Annotated in this window: 16 protein-coding genes and 1 riboswitch; of the genes, 5 read left to right on the top strand and 11 right to left on the bottom strand. The window is 46.7% G+C overall.

From position 1 onward, the window contains the following. Positions 1-43: 43 nt before the first annotated feature. The 4 genes from QUB08_RS20920 to QUB08_RS20905 form a co-directional block, all read right to left on the bottom strand. Positions 44-1,456 (bottom strand): ABC transporter substrate-binding protein, encoded by a 1,413-nt coding sequence (locus QUB08_RS20920; RefSeq protein ID WP_333226725.1) that lies wholly within the window; start codon positions 1,454-1,456, stop codon positions 44-46. A 461-nt stretch (positions 1,457-1,917) separates the two neighbouring features. After that, entirely contained in the window at positions 1,918-2,718 is an 801-nt protein-coding gene (cbiQ, locus tag QUB08_RS20915; RefSeq protein ID WP_333226723.1) for a cobalt ECF transporter T component CbiQ, read from the bottom strand. Further along, positions 2,715-3,047, bottom strand: coding sequence for an energy-coupling factor ABC transporter substrate-binding protein (locus QUB08_RS20910; protein ID WP_333226721.1), 333 nt, complete (start codon positions 3,045-3,047; stop codon positions 2,715-2,717). Before QUB08_RS20910 ends, cbiQ begins: the two co-directional genes overlap by 4 nt. Before the next feature lie 3 nt (positions 3,048-3,050). Beyond that, complete coding sequence (locus QUB08_RS20905) at positions 3,051-3,770, bottom strand: energy-coupling factor ABC transporter permease (RefSeq protein WP_333157513.1); 720 nt, start codon at positions 3,768-3,770, stop codon at positions 3,051-3,053. 61 nt (positions 3,771-3,831) lie between these two features. After that, positions 3,832-3,978, bottom strand: a riboswitch (cobalamin riboswitch). A 169-nt stretch (positions 3,979-4,147) separates the two neighbouring features. On the opposite strand from QUB08_RS20905, the gene QUB08_RS20900 reads away from it, so the two are divergent. After that, complete coding sequence (locus tag QUB08_RS20900) at positions 4,148-4,867, top strand: Uma2 family endonuclease (RefSeq protein WP_333226719.1); 720 nt, start codon at positions 4,148-4,150, stop codon at positions 4,865-4,867. A gap of 369 nt (positions 4,868-5,236) precedes the next feature. After that, positions 5,237-6,691, top strand: a complete 1,455-nt coding sequence (locus QUB08_RS20895; protein ID WP_333226717.1) for an FAD-dependent oxidoreductase — start codon at positions 5,237-5,239, stop codon at positions 6,689-6,691. Between the two features lie 282 nt (positions 6,692-6,973). On the opposite strand, the gene QUB08_RS20890 is transcribed toward QUB08_RS20895, so the two are convergent. The 3 genes from QUB08_RS20890 to QUB08_RS20880 all read right to left on the bottom strand — a co-directional run bounded on the left by QUB08_RS20890 (position 6,974) and on the right by QUB08_RS20880 (position 9,841). Further along, positions 6,974-7,237 (bottom strand): DUF2834 domain-containing protein, encoded by a 264-nt coding sequence (locus tag QUB08_RS20890; RefSeq protein ID WP_333226715.1) that lies wholly within the window; start codon positions 7,235-7,237, stop codon positions 6,974-6,976. A gap of 126 nt (positions 7,238-7,363) precedes the next feature. Continuing rightward, positions 7,364-9,499 carry a pentapeptide repeat-containing protein gene (locus QUB08_RS20885; RefSeq protein WP_333226713.1) on the bottom strand — a complete coding sequence of 712 codons (2,136 nt, stop codon included), beginning with the start codon at positions 9,497-9,499 and terminating at the stop codon, positions 7,364-7,366. A gap of 15 nt (positions 9,500-9,514) precedes the next feature. After that, positions 9,515-9,841: a hypothetical protein gene (locus QUB08_RS20880; protein ID WP_333226711.1), complete on the bottom strand. Its 327-nt coding sequence runs from the start codon at positions 9,839-9,841 to the stop codon at positions 9,515-9,517. 97 nt (positions 9,842-9,938) lie between these two features. On the opposite strand from QUB08_RS20880, the gene QUB08_RS20875 reads away from it, so the two are divergent. Next, positions 9,939-10,388, top strand: coding sequence for a hypothetical protein (locus tag QUB08_RS20875; protein ID WP_333226709.1), 450 nt, complete (start codon positions 9,939-9,941; stop codon positions 10,386-10,388). Between the two features lie 102 nt (positions 10,389-10,490). On the opposite strand, the gene QUB08_RS20870 is transcribed toward QUB08_RS20875, so the two are convergent. The 4 genes from QUB08_RS20870 to folK all read right to left on the bottom strand — a co-directional run bounded on the left by QUB08_RS20870 (position 10,491) and on the right by folK (position 14,071). Further along, positions 10,491-11,138: a Uma2 family endonuclease gene (locus QUB08_RS20870; RefSeq protein WP_333226707.1), complete on the bottom strand. Its 648-nt coding sequence runs from the start codon at positions 11,136-11,138 to the stop codon at positions 10,491-10,493. 114 nt (positions 11,139-11,252) lie between these two features. Then, positions 11,253-12,704, bottom strand: a complete 1,452-nt coding sequence (locus QUB08_RS20865) for an FAD-binding domain-containing protein (protein WP_333226752.1) — start codon at positions 12,702-12,704, stop codon at positions 11,253-11,255. Between the two features lie 150 nt (positions 12,705-12,854). After that, the gene (locus QUB08_RS20860; protein ID WP_333156764.1) at positions 12,855-13,403 is read right to left on the bottom strand and encodes an NUDIX hydrolase; all 549 of its coding nucleotides are present in this window, start codon (positions 13,401-13,403) and stop codon (positions 12,855-12,857) included. Between the two features lie 179 nt (positions 13,404-13,582). After that, entirely contained in the window at positions 13,583-14,071 is a 489-nt protein-coding gene (gene folK / locus QUB08_RS20855) for a 2-amino-4-hydroxy-6-hydroxymethyldihydropteridine diphosphokinase (RefSeq protein ID WP_333226705.1), read from the bottom strand. Positions 14,072-14,379: 308 nt separating this feature from the next. Between folK and QUB08_RS20850 the strand changes: the two genes are divergently transcribed. Continuing rightward, entirely contained in the window at positions 14,380-14,847 is a 468-nt protein-coding gene (locus QUB08_RS20850; protein ID WP_333226703.1) for a hypothetical protein, read from the top strand. Between the two features lie 192 nt (positions 14,848-15,039). Further along, positions 15,040-17,388 (top strand): PhoX family phosphatase, encoded by a 2,349-nt coding sequence (locus tag QUB08_RS20845; protein WP_333226701.1) that lies wholly within the window; start codon positions 15,040-15,042, stop codon positions 17,386-17,388. The last annotated feature ends 93 nt before the right edge of the window (positions 17,389-17,481 follow it).

The raw sequence follows: 17,481 nt of genomic DNA, 5'->3' as shown, positions 1-17,481 counted from the left end.
GGTTGGGCCGAAGAGCCCGCCCGTGCGATCGCACTTAACAAACTTACCGCAGCGGGACAAAGTTATAGCCAGTGCTTCCTCCTTGTTTAACTTGCACTAAAATCGGCTTACCAGCCCGATCGCCCGTGGGCAAAAACTTCACATCCTCGCTCGATCCTGCTGCCGAAAAACTCGCATTTCTGAGTGCTTGTTGCAACCCTTCCCGCGTATTGCTTTGCCGCAAGCCAGCGATGACAGCTTGAGTCGCGTCAAAACTCGTTGCGGTTCGCCAATTCACAATGCCTCCCCAACGCTGGCGGGCATTTTCTGGGAAACGGCTACCGGGATTAGTTTCAGGATGCCAGGGAACGGGCAAAACAAGGCCGTCAACGTCTTTTTGTCCGTCTTTTAAAGTTTGAAAGGTGTAGAGCGTAGTGCTGCCGTAGAGTGGCAATTTGCCTCGATTGCTGCGAGCCAGAGAAATCGCACGGTCAATGCGATCGATGTGGGGCGCTACCATCAATCCTTGTGCACCTTTGCTGACAGCATCGGCGATCGCACTTTCGGGATTAAAAGAGGGTAATGAAAAGTCGCAAACAGTGGGAACTAATTTGCCGCCAGCAGCAGTAAGAGATGCCACAAATTCATCTTTAAATGATATGTTATCCGGTGCTTGGGAGTCGTAACAAACGGCAATATTAGTTTGGCCTGCTGTTTTGACTGCATATTCTGCTAAAGGAGCGGCCATTAAGCTAATATTGGGTACTGTCCGAAAGATGTAGCTGCCAAATCCTGATAGATTGTTGGCAAAGCTCGTCGGTGTCACCATTACCAGTTTTTCTTGCTGATAGATAGGAGCAGCTTCGAGAGATGCGTTGCTAGCGTTGTGTCCAATTACGGCTAGTATATTCTGATCTTTTGTCAATGTCCTTGCAACTTCTCTGACCACTTCGGGACTGTTGTCATCGTTGACAATTTCTACTTGCAGTTTGGCGCCCTTGATGCCACCGCTAGTATTGATTTCATCCTGAGCTTGGGCGACACCTCGAAGGATTTCTTGGGCAACATTGGGGTTGCTACCAATGGGGACGCTGACAGCAATTTTCAAGGAAGAACCATTGCTGGCTGTGGCATTATTCAAATAAATAATGGTTTCCGGGTCGTTGCGATTTTGTTGCAGCGATTTCTGAAAATATTGGGCTGCCGCTTGGTAATTTCCCTCAGCAAAAGCTTGAACTCCTGCTTGTTTGTCAGGTGTTGTGTAGGATGTCAGCAATATCTGATTTCCTAAACTGATACGATTGGCGATCGCTCCCGATGCGATCGTTGTCGGTGTTGATGTAGATGTAGGTGTATTTGAAGTTTTGGCATTCAATAAACCGGGAAGGAACTTGTATGCGCCAAACCCAATTAAGCCGATAGCAATAATAAAAACAATGGGCGGTGGGCTGTTTCTTTTGTTAGTATCTTGATACATAATTTTTTTTCGGTATTTTGTTGATAATATAATTATTCATTCAACTACTGTTCACGTCAATTCATATAATTCATTAATTAAGCTCATAAAAGTCATATTTGTAATAGCTGTTGCAGGAAGTGCGATCGCCCTGATTCAAATCCGGCCCGCTAAACTAACGAGAATACGAAAATTATCAACAATAGTCCTGGACGCGCGGGTAGTCAGAAACCGGGTTTTTGGCCAGAATACTTGGTTACAACCCGCAGATTCAGTAAAAACCCGGTTTCTTTGCTTGTGATGCGTAAGTGTCGTTGATATTAACCACCGCCACCGCCACCGCCACTAATCGTGAATATAATGCAGGACTTACCTACTCCGACCAAAGAAACCGGGTTTTTTACGAAAAGACACGTTATATCGCAGATTCGGTCAAAAAACCCGGTTTCTGGGCCCCCATTCGTCCAGGACTAACAATAAATTTAGCGTTGAAATACCGCACTTAACAAAGTTAAAAACGTACATCCAAACACCGCTTCCAATGTATATCTTCGCGAAGGTTTGTAAGGGTAAGAATTCCAAACGCGCAATTCTCCATTAAAGCCGCGCGACGCTAAACTCAGCGAGACTTGACGGTAGTTTTCCAAAGTTCGCTGAAGCAATTGCCCGATTAAAATGCCTAAACTCTGCATTCCCCGCTTCCAAGTGCGATAGCCACAGCGGGAGTTTTGGGCTATCCAAAGTTCATCGGCGATCGCCAATAAGCTAAAAATAAACCGATACATTAGTAATAGCAGTTCTGTGACTAACTCTGGACAGCGTAATTGTCGGAGAATCTGCAAGATTTCTGTAAATGGCACGGTTAAGAGGATGAAATACATACAGCTTGTCGATGCGAAGGCGCGGGCAAATAGCAAGCTCACTTGGTATATTCCAGTGCGACTCACATACAGATAAAAAGTGCCGATGCTAATGCCCCAACCTTGCCAAATATCCCACTGAATTCCAGGGATTCGATCGCCCGCAACCGCACCCAGCGCCAAAGCAGGCAAACTTGTCAGCAAAAACATCAACGGTAGCGACAGCAACCGCAAATACAGTTTCCCCGGAATACCCGCATAGACGACGATCCAGACGGCCAACCAAAGGGCGATCGACAATTGGACGATCGCCCCAGAAACTAGAGACAGAATTAAAAGGGCGATCGCAAAGGATAACTTGTGAGATGGCGGCAACCCGCGCAAGCGATTGGTATAAGCCAGACTATCAATCTGATGGTTCATTCCGACGATTTATTATCAGACTGCTGCCGAGATTGCGATCGGCCTTTATACAACCCAATGACGTACCCAACTACGCCCGCCCCCATCGCCGCTTGAGACGCAAACAATAGACTTGAAATTTCGCTGCTAGCCGGCTCAAACAAGTGATTAAACCAAGGTTGATAACCCGGTTGAATTTCCGTAATTGCTTTTTTAGCTTGGTCATCGGCACCGCCATATTCACCCCGCACAAAAACGAGAGGAAACGCTGCCAAAACAATTACAGCGCCAGCCAACAGCCAATTTTGCCGCGAAGTAGATTGGTGATTTTTTGTAGGCTTTTGATTCACGGCTTATGACTCCTGTCTCAATAATTTCAAAGTTTCCAACTCTGGCTTCCCGTAAGAATGCAGCCAATTCCAGACCAATAGAGTCAGCAATCCCTCACTGATGGCTAGGGGTACTTGAGTGATAGCAAAGATGCCAGCAAACTTGAGAAACGAAGCCATAAAACCGCCACTTGCTGCCGGAAAAGCTAATGCTAATTGAATCGAAGTCGTCACATAAGTCAGCAAATCTGCCAAAGCCGCCGCACAAAAAATTGCCGCCCGCTGACTACCAGTTCGCAACAGCAATTGATAGATAAAATACGCAGCGAAAGGGCCGACAATCGCCATCGAAAACATATTCGCTCCCAGCGTTGTCAAGCCACCATGCGCTAACAGTAACGTTTGAAACAGCAGAACTAAAGCCCCCAGTACCGCCATCACCGAAGGGCCGAACAAAATCGCACCCAAACCGGTACCCGTCGGGTGAGAACAACTGCCCGTTACCGAAGGAATTTTTAAAGCAGAAAGCACAAAAGTAAACGCACCCGCCAAAGCCAGCAATAGTTTAAGTTCGGGGTGTTCTTTTGTAATGCGAGTAATCGATCGCAAACCTACTGCAAAAAAAGGCAACGCCACAATCCACCAAAATGCAGCCCATTGCACCGGCAAAAAACCTTCCGAAATGTGCATAGCTGCGGCGGGCGTTGCCGAGCCCAGGACAATATAACAACTCAAGCCAGCCATCAATCCCAAGCTGACTAATTTCCGATTTCTGGCCTTCACGCTGAACCTCGCAGATGAGACTATGTAAACTAACACATCGGCGGGCATCCTGACTCAGAAAGCGACAAAACTCTCATTACAGTTGCGGGACAGCGCCGGACTTGCACCGAACTTTCCCCGTTTCCTCTAACGGCTGCTCCCCATTAGAACCGACTGGTTAGACATAGTTTAGTCGATCGCGTAAGTCTCAGCAAATCTTTTACAAAAATTACTTCAGATTAACTAAGTCAAAATTACCTATCATCTTCTCTTCCTTCGCGTCTTCGCGGTTCGTTCCATAAATACTATTGTTAAACAAATCAACGGTATAATATTAGTGAGTTTTGAGGAAAGCCGCCATGTTAGATTACAAATTTCCGAGGCACTGGCCCTCAGCCGATGAACTACCAGACTCAGATGAAACGCCTGTGGATAACGAACTGCAAGAACTAATACCAGGGTTGTTAAAAGCTATATTGCTCATACTTTGGGCAGAACGCATGGACTGGTTTTTTGGCATAGATATGGGTATTTATCATCACCCCGATAAACCTCCCATTGTGCCCGATGCTTTTTTAAGTTTAGGTGTAGAAAGGTTTTATGATGAAGAATTGCGCCCCAGTTACGTGCTGTGGGATGAAAATGTTCTGCCGAGTTTTGTGCTGGAAGTAGTTTCCCCAAATTATCGCAAAGAATACAGCACAAAGTTGGAGGAATATCAAGCTTTAGGCGTACTTTATTACGTCATTTATTCTTCCCGCCGCCGTCGTAAACCTCATTTGGAAGTACACAAGTTAGTCAATGGGAAGTACGAGTTACAGCCAGGACATCCTGTTTGGATGCCTGAAATTGGTTTAGGGATTGGTTGTGAAAGGGGAAGTTATTCTGGGGTGACAAGGGAGTGGTTGTATTGGTATGATGCCGATGGAAAACGTTATCTGACTCCTGAAGAACAGGTGAAAGAATCAGCGCAGCGCGCCCAACAGGAATCGCAGCGCGCCGATCAATTGGCCCAACGTTCCGATCGACTAGCTCAGCGATTGCGGGAGTTGGGGATAGATCCTGATAATCTGACCTGATGGCAATCAAAAGCACAACACTGACGCACTCTTGACGCTCAGAAACCGGGTTTTTCAACGCCCGATCGATCGTCCTCAACGGAGGATTTTCTGGAAAAACCCCGGTTTCTGCCTCCAGAAATGTGTGAATATTTATCGCAAAAATCAGGAAATATCGAGCTAGATTTGGGAAAAACAGAAAGTTGGACGGCAAACATTGAGATGCAGCTCGAAAACATGAAAATCAACAGAGGTTATTAAATAATGGTCATGAATCTGCGTTCTTACGATATCATCTGTTTTGGTGATGAAGTTCCAGGAGTTCTAGCTGTTATCTCTGCCTCCAGAGAATATCTTCGCCGAACAAAGCGTTATCCGCGAATTTTACTGATGTCTAAAGCAAGCTTGCAAGAAGGCATTGGCGGGCATTTGGTAAGAGGCGGTCTTGCTTATTTAGATAGAAGTCAGATTAGTGAAGAACTTCAACAATCTTTAAAGTTAGATACCTTTGGTTCACCGGCGACAATCTATAAAGAATTCTTACAAAAATCCGGTGTCACCGCAATTGCACTAGACCCCCGCAAAGCCAGTGCAGCCCTGAAAGAAATGCTGGTAAAAGCTGGGGCTGATCTCCTCAGCAAAGTAGAAATTAAATCAGTCAGTAAAGAAGGTCAAAAAATTGTCAGTATAACCACCTCTCAAGGCGTAGTTTATGCCGGCAAGCAATTTATTGATGCCACTGTCAATGCCGAATTAGCTCAAGCTGCCGGTGTGAGAAAGCTGAAGGGATTTGAAACATTTGGTCTGCCTAATTCAGAACTTCCAGTCACCCTCGTTTTTGAAACCCAAGGACTCAGTGCAAGAGCACTGAAAGAATTCGATTATATTTATCTAAAACGCTTTAGCAACCTGGCCGATGCAGAGAGTCAAAAATTTTTGCTGTACGCTGCAGGCAAGGATGCCAAACTAGCAGAAGAGCTTCGGCGGGAAATGAGGGACACTCAAGGCAATCTCAAAACTCTGTGGGCGGGTAACGATTACATCGATGTTCGCGCGCCGGCTCTGTCTGTAGCTTACCACTCATTTAGAGGAAGAAAACTATCTTTTTCTGAAACTGGCATAATTTTAGATGAGGGAAATATAGCAATACTTCCAAATGACAGACTTTCGTGGAATGCGCTTTTATTTGCAGTCACAGCCAGCGAAGCGGAAGCCTTAGCGAGAAGCGGGAGCAAACCCACGGCTAATATGCAAAGAGAGATGTTATTTATTACAACTTGGCTGAGGAGTTTGGGGGCTACTTCTGTTACTTATGCCTCAGAACTTTATATCAGACACGCTGGCAATGTGACGGGAGTTGTAGAACCTTTAACTGGCGCACAAATGCTGTTAGGTGGCGTACCTGCTAATGAAGCCCTGGCAACATTTAGCTATCATTTTGATGTACGGGGAGGCATCCAGGGTATTGGCGAGAAAGCAAACAGTCTAGGATGGTTTAAAAGTCTGAGTTTTAAACACCCTATCTTTAATGTTGGCATCCGCCACGCATTAATTAAAAACGTTCCTAACCTGGCAGTAGTCAGTCCGTGTTCGGGATTTGAAGGGTTAGCCTGTTCTGTCGGCAGAATAGTTGAATTCAACGCCGCAGTTGGTCAAGGTGTGGGTATCGCTGCGGTTAATGCCATTCTAAATAACAAAAATCTAGCCGATGTATCTAACCAAGAAGTGAGACAAGTTCTCGCTGAAACAGGTCAGTTACCTAAAATTTTTGGAGTTGCAAATAATGGTGATGGAATGCTATTGGCGCAATTTGAGAATCTTGTCAGTTCGGATGCTATTGCGTAATCTCAATTCCAATAAACAATGCAATAGTAGGTTTAGTGGGGGGAACGAAACTCAACACAACACTTTTTAGCAAAAAATGAGTGAAATTGGTATTAATATTATTTCCCCTGGAACGACAACAATCACGTTGGTTTGTAGTGAGGACTTTAATCCTCATAAAAATCTGAGCACTTCCGTCGTCACTACAAACCTATAACGGTGATTTTACCGGAAATTATATAATACCTCGATCGCCAACACCGAATTATTGTGCTGCGCGGCACTAATCGGTGAAACAACTTTTCAACTTGAGACTTCGCTTGATTTTTCCAGCTTGCTTTGCCACACAAACAAGAAAAGCGGGAAAGCACAGGAAAACGAAACAAGCACACCCAGAAGTATGTACAGCCCTACAAAACTTATATCCAATCGTTGTGACTCAGCGTACATCCAAGTGCTTCCTGCTACAGTTGCGATCAACAAATCTAAACTTACCGATTTCGCAGCAAGATTAGCCGAACTCTCCTTTACAAAGTCGAGCAAACCAGCATTTCTAAAAAACTGCAAGTTATACTACCAAGGCACTACAAGGCCCAGAATTGCTAGGATGAGATAAATGATTCGCTTAACGCTCATAATTACCCTACCTGTTCGTTGATCAACTGTATTAGCCTACTTGCTAACAACAAATCCTTACTTCTTCTGCGGGCACTTCGGATGAATCCCCCCCTGCAAACAAATGTAAGCAATTTGACTTTTATCTAAATTCTTAGCCTCCGCAAAATCAACTCCTAGGAATCTACCTGATTTACTACCAGTCGTGGGATTTTGAATAAATTGATCCGAAGCTGCTTTCCCCAGAAACACAGCGCCTTTAAAATCCGCTCCCGCTAAATTCGCGCCCCTAAAATCAACCGAACTCACCTCTGCATTCCGAAAATTGGCATCTTGCAACCGAGCATCTTTTAAATTCACGTTGGCGAGTTTAGTCGAAGTCAAATTGGCATTTTGTAAGTTTGCGCCGCTCAAATCAGCACCGGATAAATCAGCACCTTGCCATTCCGATTTAGACAAATTTGTCAAGGACAACTGAGCGCCTTGAGCCTTCACTTTGCCCAAACGTGCACCTGACAAATCTGCTCCCGACAAATTCGCACTTCCTATATCTGCCCCGGTAAAACTGGCATTTTTTAACAGTGCTTCCTGTAAATTTGCTCCAATTAAAATAGCACTGCTGAAATTAGCTGCATTCAAATTGCCGTTTGACAAATTAGCTTTGTTCATGACAGCGCGCACAAAATTAGTGCGGTTCATTACAGCACTGTTCAAAGACGCCCCGACCAAATTTACTCCTTCCAAATTAGCGCCGCTCAAGTCAGAAATCCAATCGTCAAATGTACCCGGACGCCTGTCTTCGCCGGTGCCGTAAAAGCGAGCTCCCTGCAAGCTGGCATTGGTTAAATTGGCATTTTTCAGCTTAATTCCAGACAAGTCAGCTTTGTTTAATACTAAAGTAAACTGAGACGGGCCGGCAGGACTTTGAGCTAAATCCGTGCGGCTGAGATCGACACCGTTGAGTTGGCTGCTATACACTGTGAGAATTTTGCCGATCGCCCTTTGTACTGTTCGCTGGCGGGCGGCCGCTAACTCGCGTTCCGGGGCCTTGCCGCCAAAGCGCAGGGAATCAAGGTCGTTGCTGAGGGCCTGATTCAACCGCTGCAACTCAGGCAAAGCTTTCGGGCCGCTACTGACTAAAGCTTGCTGGATCGCGTCCAGCATGGCGCGGTTGTCTTCTTGAGCTAGCAAATCCGCTAGAAGGGGTACGGCGCGGGAGTCTTCCACCGCCCCCAAAGCCAAAATAGCCGATCGCCTGCCGGATGCCCCGCTAGCCGATGTGGGAGACAATTTGCTGACTAAAGCTACAAATAATTCGTCGTTCCGCTGCCGGGAATCCCGCAAATTTGCTTGACTTTGAGTGTAGATGAGAGTGCCGACAAACAAAGTTAAAATCAATCCCGCGCTGCCGAGGGTAACTATCACTAAAGTTGTGCCTGGGTGTTGGCGCATCCAATTCCACAAACTGGCATTTGCTTTCAGGCCGCTTTGTGGAGTCACAACCAAAGCCGCAATTTGCGCGTCTTCCTCAGTCCAATCTGGACCCTTGACAGGATTGTCAGACAGTTGATTCGATCGAGCATTGACGACCAAAGTATTGGCGAGGCGATCGTGTCCCGCTTGCCGTTTGTAGCGCCATGCAAAAGCCCCGTCTGCGAGCACTGCCAAGCCGCTGAGCCCCCCTAAAATCAGCAAATCCGGAAACGCACCGCTCAAGCGCCAAATGCCGTAAGCGACGCCCAGAGGCACTCCCCAGCGCCCCAAACTTTCGCGAATTAGCACTTGCCCAAAACCCGGAGGAGTGCCCGACGCTGTGACAACTTTGACGCCGAACCAGCGTTTGGGGAGAGTTTGGCCGGTTCTGGCGAGCAAAAACAGTTGCCACCCCGCTAAAACTGCCGGTGCCAGCAGCGCCCCTGACCAGAATAGATTAGTGAGGGGTGCGACTCTGGGGCTGCGATCGCGCACGGGTATGCCCAAAGTACGGGCGACGGTTTCGGATGCTGCTGCTACTGAGGAATTGAGCGGCACGGTTTGAGATTCCTGGTTGACCAATGCCCCGATACTGAAGGGAACGAGGGCGCTGGCCGCAATTAACGAAATTTCCACTGCCCAAGCGCCGCACCTGCGAACCAGCAGTGGCATTTGCTTGGATTGTGTTTGCCAAGACGGATCGGGTTGATTGATGCCGCTGGGCGCGGTGGGGTTAGCCATATTTAGAAATTCCTATTATTTGTCGTTAGTATTTGAGGACTGGGGGGAAATTGCCAATTTATACGCTATGTAGATTAGCACTCCGAGAACCGCAAGAGTCATCAGCGCTGAAATTAGCTGTACGATGCTATTGAAGACTGTCAGGACAATTATCGCTGCGACGGCAAAGGCTGCCACCTGCCCCGGTTTGGGGAGTCTTTGAAACTTGTCCAGTAATTGATTGTAGAAGGTGCCGACGGCTTGATAGCTGTCTGAATTTTGTGTGATGAGTGGCGATCGTTCTACTTTAGCTTTTAGTTCTCCGAACGCTTGCTGCCAATTGAAGTTATTTTGAGGATTCATAAAAAAATTCAGTAGTTAGTTTAGATTAATGTGTTCGGAACCGCAATTATCCCCTACCGTCAAAGAACTAGAACTAAATGCCATTGTGTGAGGAAACATGAAGATCCATTATCTGGGCGATCGCGGCAAACTGTGGTTTAGCTCGATCGTGACCCTAGCCTTGGCAATGATTTTAGCGGATGCCGGTGCCCTTCGGAGCCAACCGCTACAAATTGCTCCGGGATTTCCCGAACCGCTGGGAGTTTCTGGAGTTTCCGGCGGCCCGAACAATAGTGGCGACTGCGGTTTTGTCTCCCAAGCACCGAACCACGTCATCGAAGTAACGCAGGATTTGCCTTACTGGCGGATTGCAGTACAAACCGCAGGAGCTCCGAGTTTGATGATTCAGGGGCCGAGGGGGCGTTTCTGCGTCCTGCCGGCGAATGCTGCGGCGGGGAATGTAGAATTTTCCGGTTATGGGGACAAGGGGACTTATGTTATTTTTGTGGGCGATCGATCTCAAGGTCAACACCCTTACTCTCTCTCTATTTCCCAAAAGCGAAATTAACAATACAGCGGAATTAGGAGGCTGGCTGTTAGAAAATGGCTTTTTGGCGATCGTCAATAAGCCTGATTTTTGACAGCCAGTGCGGGGAATAGGGATTTCATATCAATTTTGTATTTGGTCTTTAACCCACTTGCGAAACAATCTGAGAGTTTGACTCGTACCGACTGTTTGGCTTTGTTCGCAATATTGAGAAATAGCTGCAATAATTGGTAGATTGGGAAAAGTATGACTAATTTCTGCTTCAACATATTTCCCATCTTGAAGCACATTAATCTGAAGCTTCTTATTTTCATAGCGCCAGATTTCAGGTACTCCCAAAGCTTCGTAAGCATCGAGTTGAGTTTTGGAAGTTATATCGACTTCAATTGCTAAGTCAGGCGGCGGATCGACAGTTAAGTCGATCCGCTTTTTGCCAATCATTAGAGCGTGATTCTGAATGTAAAAACATTCATCAGGCTCAATTCCTTGTAACATACTTTTTCGCTTGAAAGTCGTCGAACCAAATGGTTCAAAGTCGATTTCTAGTTCCTCAAACAGAATTTTCACTAAATAGCCAATAATGATTTTAGCTTTCTCATGTTCTGGTAGTGGCATCCTAATCTCCAAAGTTCCTTGACTGTAAGCTATTCTAGAGCCACGGTGTTCTCCCAACTCTTCTAAAATTGCTTCAAATTCCTGCCAGTTGACATCATTGAACAGCACTCTATGTCCTGGGGGTACACTGATTTGTCTTAAGTGCAGCGTTACCATTTGAATCTCCGATTAATTTAAGTTTATTATAACTGATACAATCTTTTAATTTGACGGGTGGACAGCGCCCCCTCAACTTAATTTACTGGTAACTATCGCCCAAAATCGAGCTGTCTACTCTGCGTTTTTTTGCTGCTTGAAAAGTTCCTTAAACTTGCGCTGCTGCTCGTTGTGATCTACGATTGGAGAGGGATAATGAAGAAGTCGGCGTTCTAGAGACGAAATATTTCCTGTTAGCAAAAATTTAGTATCAACGCGGCGCAATTCGGGAACCCAGTGCCGAATATATTCCCCCTCCGGGTCAAATTTCTGAGCTTGACTCGCCGGATTAAATATTCGCAAAGGTTTCGGGTCCATGCCGCTTGATGCACTCCACTGCCAGCCGCCGTTATTAGCAGAAAGGTCGCCATCTATCAATTTTTGCATGAAGTATTTTTCGCCCCACTGCCAGTTAATAATTAAATCTTTTGTGAGGAAACTGGCGACTATCATGCGGCAGCGATTGTGCATCCAACCTGTCTGATTTAACTGCCGCATTGCCGCATCAATAATAGGATAGCCAGTTTTGCCTTTACACCAAGCTTGAAAGAGCTTTTCATCGTTCTCCCAGGGAAAGTCTTTGAATGCTTGACGATAGGGGCCGTCTACTAATTCGGGGAAATTATACATGGCGTGTTGGTAAAATTCCCGCCACGCTATTTCCTGTTGCCAAGTGCGGATACTTGTACACGCTTCTTCGTTGCGGCAAGTGTCCATTACTATCTGGGTAGCTTGCCAAACAGTGCGGATGCCAATTGCACCAAATTTGAGGGCTGCGCTGAGTTGGGAGGTGCCGCTAATGGCGGGGAAATTGCGCTGTCCTTGATATTGGTAAATTGCCCGATCGCAAAATTCTTCTAATTTTTGTTGCGCTGCGTCTTCTCCGGGTTCTATTACTAATGGATTTTCCCAAATAAATCCCAAACTAGAGGCAGTTGGCACTGTTTCCATTGCACCTGCTTGGTTGGCGATTGCTTGTTCTTCGGTGGTTAATCCGGTCATTAATTCCAGATAAGTTATCGGCAGTGTCTCTACTGGTTGGGCTTTGGGTTTACTGTTCCATTTTTTCCAAAATGGTGTATAAACTGTGTAGGGAGTCCCTGTACCGCTGCGAATTTCATCTGGGGCGTGCAGGACTTGATCCCAGAAATTTTGAACTTGAATTCCTGCTTGTTGGAGGGCGTTTGATACGGACTGATCGCGCTGTTTTGCGTAGGGTTCTACATCCCAGTTCCAAAATACTGCTTGAGCATTTATAGCTGTTGCTAATCTCGGTATTCCTAGGATCGGGTCATCTTGAATTATCAGCAATTGGCTGCCTGCATCCATGTAACGCGAGGAGAGTTTTTGCAAGCAGCCGATCATGTAGGTGACTCTAGCTGGTGCTACGTCATCCCGATTTAGGATATTGCGATCGAGACAAAAAATTCCGACTACTTTCGGGCTTTGCTGGCGCGCTGCTGCCAGTCCGATGTTGTCAGAAATACGCAAGTCGCGGCGGTGCCAAAATAAAATTAGATTGGATATATCGGACATTCGATTTTAGATTTTAGATTTTAGATTTTAGATTTTACAGTTCTGGACACAAGCGGGTTCAAAAACCCGGTTTCTAAGTTAAGATTTCTCGGTTTGATGCACGATTTTTCTCTGAAACCGGGTTTTTTCCGTCACTCCTATTTAAGTCAAAAATGGACGGGCTAAGAAAAAGCTAGAAATAGATTTTGCATCAATGGGTTCCCCAGCTAAGATAGCTTTTTCTAATTCTTCAGGGGTGAATAAAACTGTCTCCATGTCTTCGTCATCGTCTTGTGCCGGTGGCTTTTCCAGTTTTTCCAAATCTTGGGCTAAGAAAGCATAAATGATTTCGTCGGAATAACCGGGGGCGAGAAAAAATTGCCCTAATTTCCGCCATTTTCCGGCGCGATATCCGGTTTCTTCTTCGATTTCGCGTTTGATAGTTTCGGCGGGATTTTCATTGATTTCTACCGTACCAGCGGGAAATTCTAAAATTCGCCCTTTTGTGGCAAAGCGATATTGGCGTACCAAGACGAGTTTACCTTCGGGTGTGACGGGAACTGCAAGTGCTCCGCCTGGGTGGCGAATACATTCCCACTCGCCTTCGGAACCGTTGGGAAGACGGAGGGTGGCTACGTCAAAGTTGAATTTGCGCCCTTGGTAAAATAGGCGTTGTTTGAGGAGTTGGGGTAGTTCTTGACCGATCGACATAAGCGACAAGCGAATAATGTTTGATTGCACCGATTTAAGACATCATAGGCGATCTCATAGGATTTTAGATTTTAGATTTTAGATTTTAGATTGGGAATGACTGATAGCTATCACAGTTTGCAGCTTTTACGGTTGCATTTTTTGGGAAACTGGTACGATCCGTGAATTGTACTCAATTTTTACAGTTGCAATTTTTGCACTCCCGAACAGTCTGCGGTTTGCAGGAGTTGGACGATCGCACTTTTCGTCACCGGATGCACCCAATCCGGGGCAATTTCTGCTAAAGGTACTAATACAAAAGCTCTTTCGGTCATCCGGGGATGAGGTAGAGTCAGTGTCGGAGTTTCTAGGATTAAATTGTCGTACAGCAGCAAATCTAGGTCGAGGGTTCTCGGCCCCCATTTTTCTCGGCGAATTCGATTAAATTTTATTTCAATTTCTAATAAAGCTGCTAGCAATTGTTCGGGTTTTAGTGCAACTTCTAGGATGGCACAGGCGTTGATGTAATCGGGTTGGGGCGGCCCAACGGGGGCGGTTTGATACCAGCTTGAATGAGATTTTACGGCTATTCCTGGGGTGTTGTTGAGGGTTACGATCGCGCTAGAGAGTGTGGCTAGGGAGTCGCCTAAGTTGCTACCGAGGGCGATCGCACATTTTGTTAGTTTCATTGAAGGAAGAAGGAAGTTCGGCAACGGATTCTTTAACGGATGTAACGGATGTAACGGATGTAACGGATGTCCGTCGGAAGAAGGAAGAAGAGTAACGCGGGGGCTGGTTGATCGATGTCCTTTACTACCGACAAATATTTCGAGTAAAACCCGCCTCTAAAAGCCTAATTTTTGGTAGTAAATTGAGCCTACAGGACACTTTTTTAGGGAAATGTGATGACACAAAATATTATTTTAATCAAATATTAACGTAGTGTTAAAGTTTATTAACTATCATTGACAAGTGTTAGGATTTAGTTTCAAGAATAATGAATTTATACCTACGCTTATTGTTGACAGTCATTCTAGCAATTATCAGTTTAACAGCAAGTATATCGATAGCTTTGGCTGAAACCAAAGAGCGCTACCTTACCCTAGATTCGGACGGTAGTCAATCTTTTGCGAGTTTAGTGCAGCAGGCGGAAGATTTAGCGAAAGAGTCGATCGCCAGCGAGTTTCAAGAAAATCCGGCATTAACAGAAGTTACAGTCATCATTACAGCCGATCGCAGCCGACAAAGAGTTCCTGTTTTGCGATCGAGAGTATCCCGCCGCGACTGGCAACAAGATGCGAGAATCGAACAATGGACTAGATATTTTGCCGATGCTCAATTGCTGCTGGGATTCAGAAACGGCAATATTTCGTCCGCAAATTCTGGATCTTCGCAAGTGAGGAATGTACCTGCGCCTAGTCGATCGACATTCCGAGAAAATGATCCGGGTTTTCGAGATGATTGAAATCGGGCATCGGCCAAACAGGGCATTGGGCATCGGCCAAACAGGGCATTGGTAGCAAACAACAAATAACCAATTATTAACCTAAATATCTCCCATTTTTAATTAACCTTCAGGTAAACTTCCCTTAATTGAAAAGTGATAGAGTTTCATACGGAATCATCAGATTAGGGATGTTGGTTTGAAAAGGAATTTATGTCTAAAATAACTCGCCGACAACTGCTAATTTTCTTCGGCAGCAGTGCGGCTACCACTGTGCTTGCTCCTAGGCTAACTCAAAAACTGTTCAGCATCAATTCCAGCGCTGCTGAAGCTGTAGTTCCGACATCTTTCACTCCTGTAAGACTTCCCCACCCACTGCCGATTTATCGAGAACAGCCCAGCTTCATGGCGATGGCGCCGGGGGGACAGGGAACCGTGATGGCTGCCTCGCAGGATACTAGATTAACGAGTTACAGCGTTGTTGACGATGTGGTTGTGCCGCCGGAATACGAACGTTACGTGATTGTCCGCTGGGGCGATCGAGTTTTCCCCGATCCTGCCGACTATTTCGGCTACAACAACGACTACACAGGCTTCGTAGGCCTTCGCGGCAGCAATGAGGACGGTTATCTCTGGGTTAACCACGAGTATGTAGGTTTCCCGATGTCGAAAGTGGCGCCGGAAGCGCCGTCTGATCTGGCACCATTTCCCACAACCGATCGCGCCGTCCTCGGTATAGACTTATCGGTCAAGAATCAGGCTACCCTCGGCGAATTTCTGTACAATCTCGGTGGTTCGATCGTCCGCATCACCAAACAGTCTAACGGTAGATTTCAGGCGATCGCCGGCGACCCCCTCAACCGCCGTATTCACGGACTTTCCGGCCTCGGCATCAACAGCCAGCGTACCGACAAATACAAAGATGTCACATCCTGGGGCACCAGACAAGGCGATAACGAGTACCTCACCGGCACGGGCCCCGCAGCTACCCAAGTCTTCGCGCAAGTCAACACCGACGGACTCGGCAACCGCATCATCGGTACAGCTTACAACTGTTCCGGCGCCACAACCCCGTGGGGCACAATCCTCTCCGCCGAAGAAAACTTCCAAGGTAGCGAACTATTCTTCGTGGGAGTTCAGGAAAACATCAAACCCAACGGCGGCCAAACGGGCTACGCCAAGGGCACTATCGGTGAGGAATTCGGCTTAGTCGGCGAAAAATACGGCTGGATGGTAGAAGTCGATCCCCAAGATCCGAGTTTCCGCCCTCGGAAGCACACATGGTTGGGCCGTTTCCGCCACGAAAACGTCGGGATTCGCGCTGAAGCAGGCCGCAAGTTAATAGGGTACATGGGGGACGATCGGCGCGGCGGACACACCTGGAAATTTGTCAGCAACGGTACTGTCACCAATCCCGCAGATAAAAACAACAGCCGATTATTTGAAGACGGCGTTTTGTACGTTGCCCAATACAACCGCAACGGTACTGGAAGATGGCTGCCACTAACTATAAATAGCCAGACAAATCCGGTGCGTCCTTCTAAAGTTGGCGAGGCGGAATTAGCCAGTTTTGGCAAAGCTCAAAGAGATGCAAATACTCGCTTGCCCAAACGCGCCGGAATTGCTGGTCAAAACGAAGACGGCGGTTCTTTTGTAGTAGATACAACCAATGAAGCAACAGCAATTCCGGGCTACCAAAATAAAACTCTGGCTAATTTCTACAGCAGCCAAGGTGCGGTGTTAGTTGATGCTTTCTTAGCTGCTAATTTGATTGGTGGCACTCCGACGGCGCGGCCGGAAGATTTGGAAGTTAATCCTACTACTAAGGAAGTTTTCATTGCTTATACGGACGCCGCACCCGGAAGCGACGGCTATCCAGATTCTCGCATTTTTACTGTTGCTAAATACGGTAGCGCCGTCAACAGCACTCAGCAGTCTGGAGGACTGTACAAAATAATTGAAGACAGTCCCGACGGTGCAGGTTTGACGTTCCGCTGGCAGCGTTTGGCTCAAGGTGGAGAAGCGGGTTCGGTAGCTGGGGCGGGATTTGCTAGTGTAGATAATTTGGCTTTTGACACTCAAGGTAATGTTTGGGGCGTGACTGATATGTCTACGAGCACGCATAACGGTTTTGATGTGGGTGCGAGTGGAAAGCCAACGACAATCGACCATAAAAAGACGGGAAATGTGTCAGATTTTACTGGAGTTTTCGGCAACAATTGGCTGTTTTATATTCCCACTTCTGGGCCGACGGCAGGAACAGTAATTCCGTTTGCTTACGGCCCGAACCGGTGCGAAATGACGGGGCCCACTTTTGTGGGAGATACGCTGTTGCTTTCGGTGCAGCATCCTGGGGAAGATTGCCCGATCGATGATGGTACTGTACTGAGTCGGCAAATTGAAATGTTGGATTTGAACGGTGCTGTTTTCAATCAGACTCGGAGTGTGTCTCGCGGTAGTTTGTGGCCGAGCAATATTGAGAACGATCGGCGCAGATCGCCGATGCCGTCGGTGATTGGAATTCGTCGGGTGCGATCGACTCCAACGGGCCAGTTTGTTTAAATTGGACTTACGCATCGGGGCCCAGAAACCGGGTTTTTACGAATCTGGAGTAAGATTAAATGAACCGCGAGGCACGCGGACGCGAATAAAGAG

Origin of the sequence: Microcoleus sp. BR0-C5, assembly GCF_036705045.1 — a bacterium.
GTDB lineage: Bacteria > Cyanobacteriota > Cyanobacteriia > Cyanobacteriales > Microcoleaceae > Microcoleus.
This window is presented reverse-complemented; position numbering and strand designations above follow the sequence as displayed.

Excerpts from the sequence above, each read along its gene's own strand:
- QUB08_RS20920 (WP_333226725.1), bottom strand. The coding sequence starts at position 1,456 with ATGTATCAAGATACTAACAAAAGAAACAGCCCACCGCCCATTGTTTTT.
- cbiQ (WP_333226723.1), bottom strand. The coding sequence starts at position 2,718 with ATGAACCATCAGATTGATAGTCTGGCTTATACCAATCGCTTGCGCGGG.
- QUB08_RS20905 (WP_333157513.1), bottom strand. The coding sequence starts at position 3,770 with ATGGCTGGCTTGAGTTGTTATATTGTCCTGGGCTCGGCAACGCCCGCC.
- QUB08_RS20900 (WP_333226719.1), top strand. The coding sequence starts at position 4,148 with ATGTTAGATTACAAATTTCCGAGGCACTGGCCCTCAGCCGATGAACTA.
- QUB08_RS20895 (WP_333226717.1), top strand. The coding sequence starts at position 5,237 with ATGTCTAAAGCAAGCTTGCAAGAAGGCATTGGCGGGCATTTGGTAAGA.
- QUB08_RS20885 (WP_333226713.1), bottom strand. The coding sequence starts at position 9,499 with ATGGCTAACCCCACCGCGCCCAGCGGCATCAATCAACCCGATCCGTCT.
- QUB08_RS20880 (WP_333226711.1), bottom strand. The coding sequence starts at position 9,841 with ATGAATCCTCAAAATAACTTCAATTGGCAGCAAGCGTTCGGAGAACTA.
- QUB08_RS20875 (WP_333226709.1), top strand. The coding sequence starts at position 9,939 with ATGAAGATCCATTATCTGGGCGATCGCGGCAAACTGTGGTTTAGCTCG.
- QUB08_RS20870 (WP_333226707.1), bottom strand. The coding sequence starts at position 11,138 with ATGGTAACGCTGCACTTAAGACAAATCAGTGTACCCCCAGGACATAGA.
- QUB08_RS20860 (WP_333156764.1), bottom strand. The coding sequence starts at position 13,403 with ATGTCGATCGGTCAAGAACTACCCCAACTCCTCAAACAACGCCTATTT.
- folK (WP_333226705.1), bottom strand. The coding sequence starts at position 14,071 with ATGAAACTAACAAAATGTGCGATCGCCCTCGGTAGCAACTTAGGCGAC.
- QUB08_RS20850 (WP_333226703.1), top strand. The coding sequence starts at position 14,380 with ATGAATTTATACCTACGCTTATTGTTGACAGTCATTCTAGCAATTATC.
- QUB08_RS20845 (WP_333226701.1), top strand. The coding sequence starts at position 15,040 with ATGTCTAAAATAACTCGCCGACAACTGCTAATTTTCTTCGGCAGCAGT.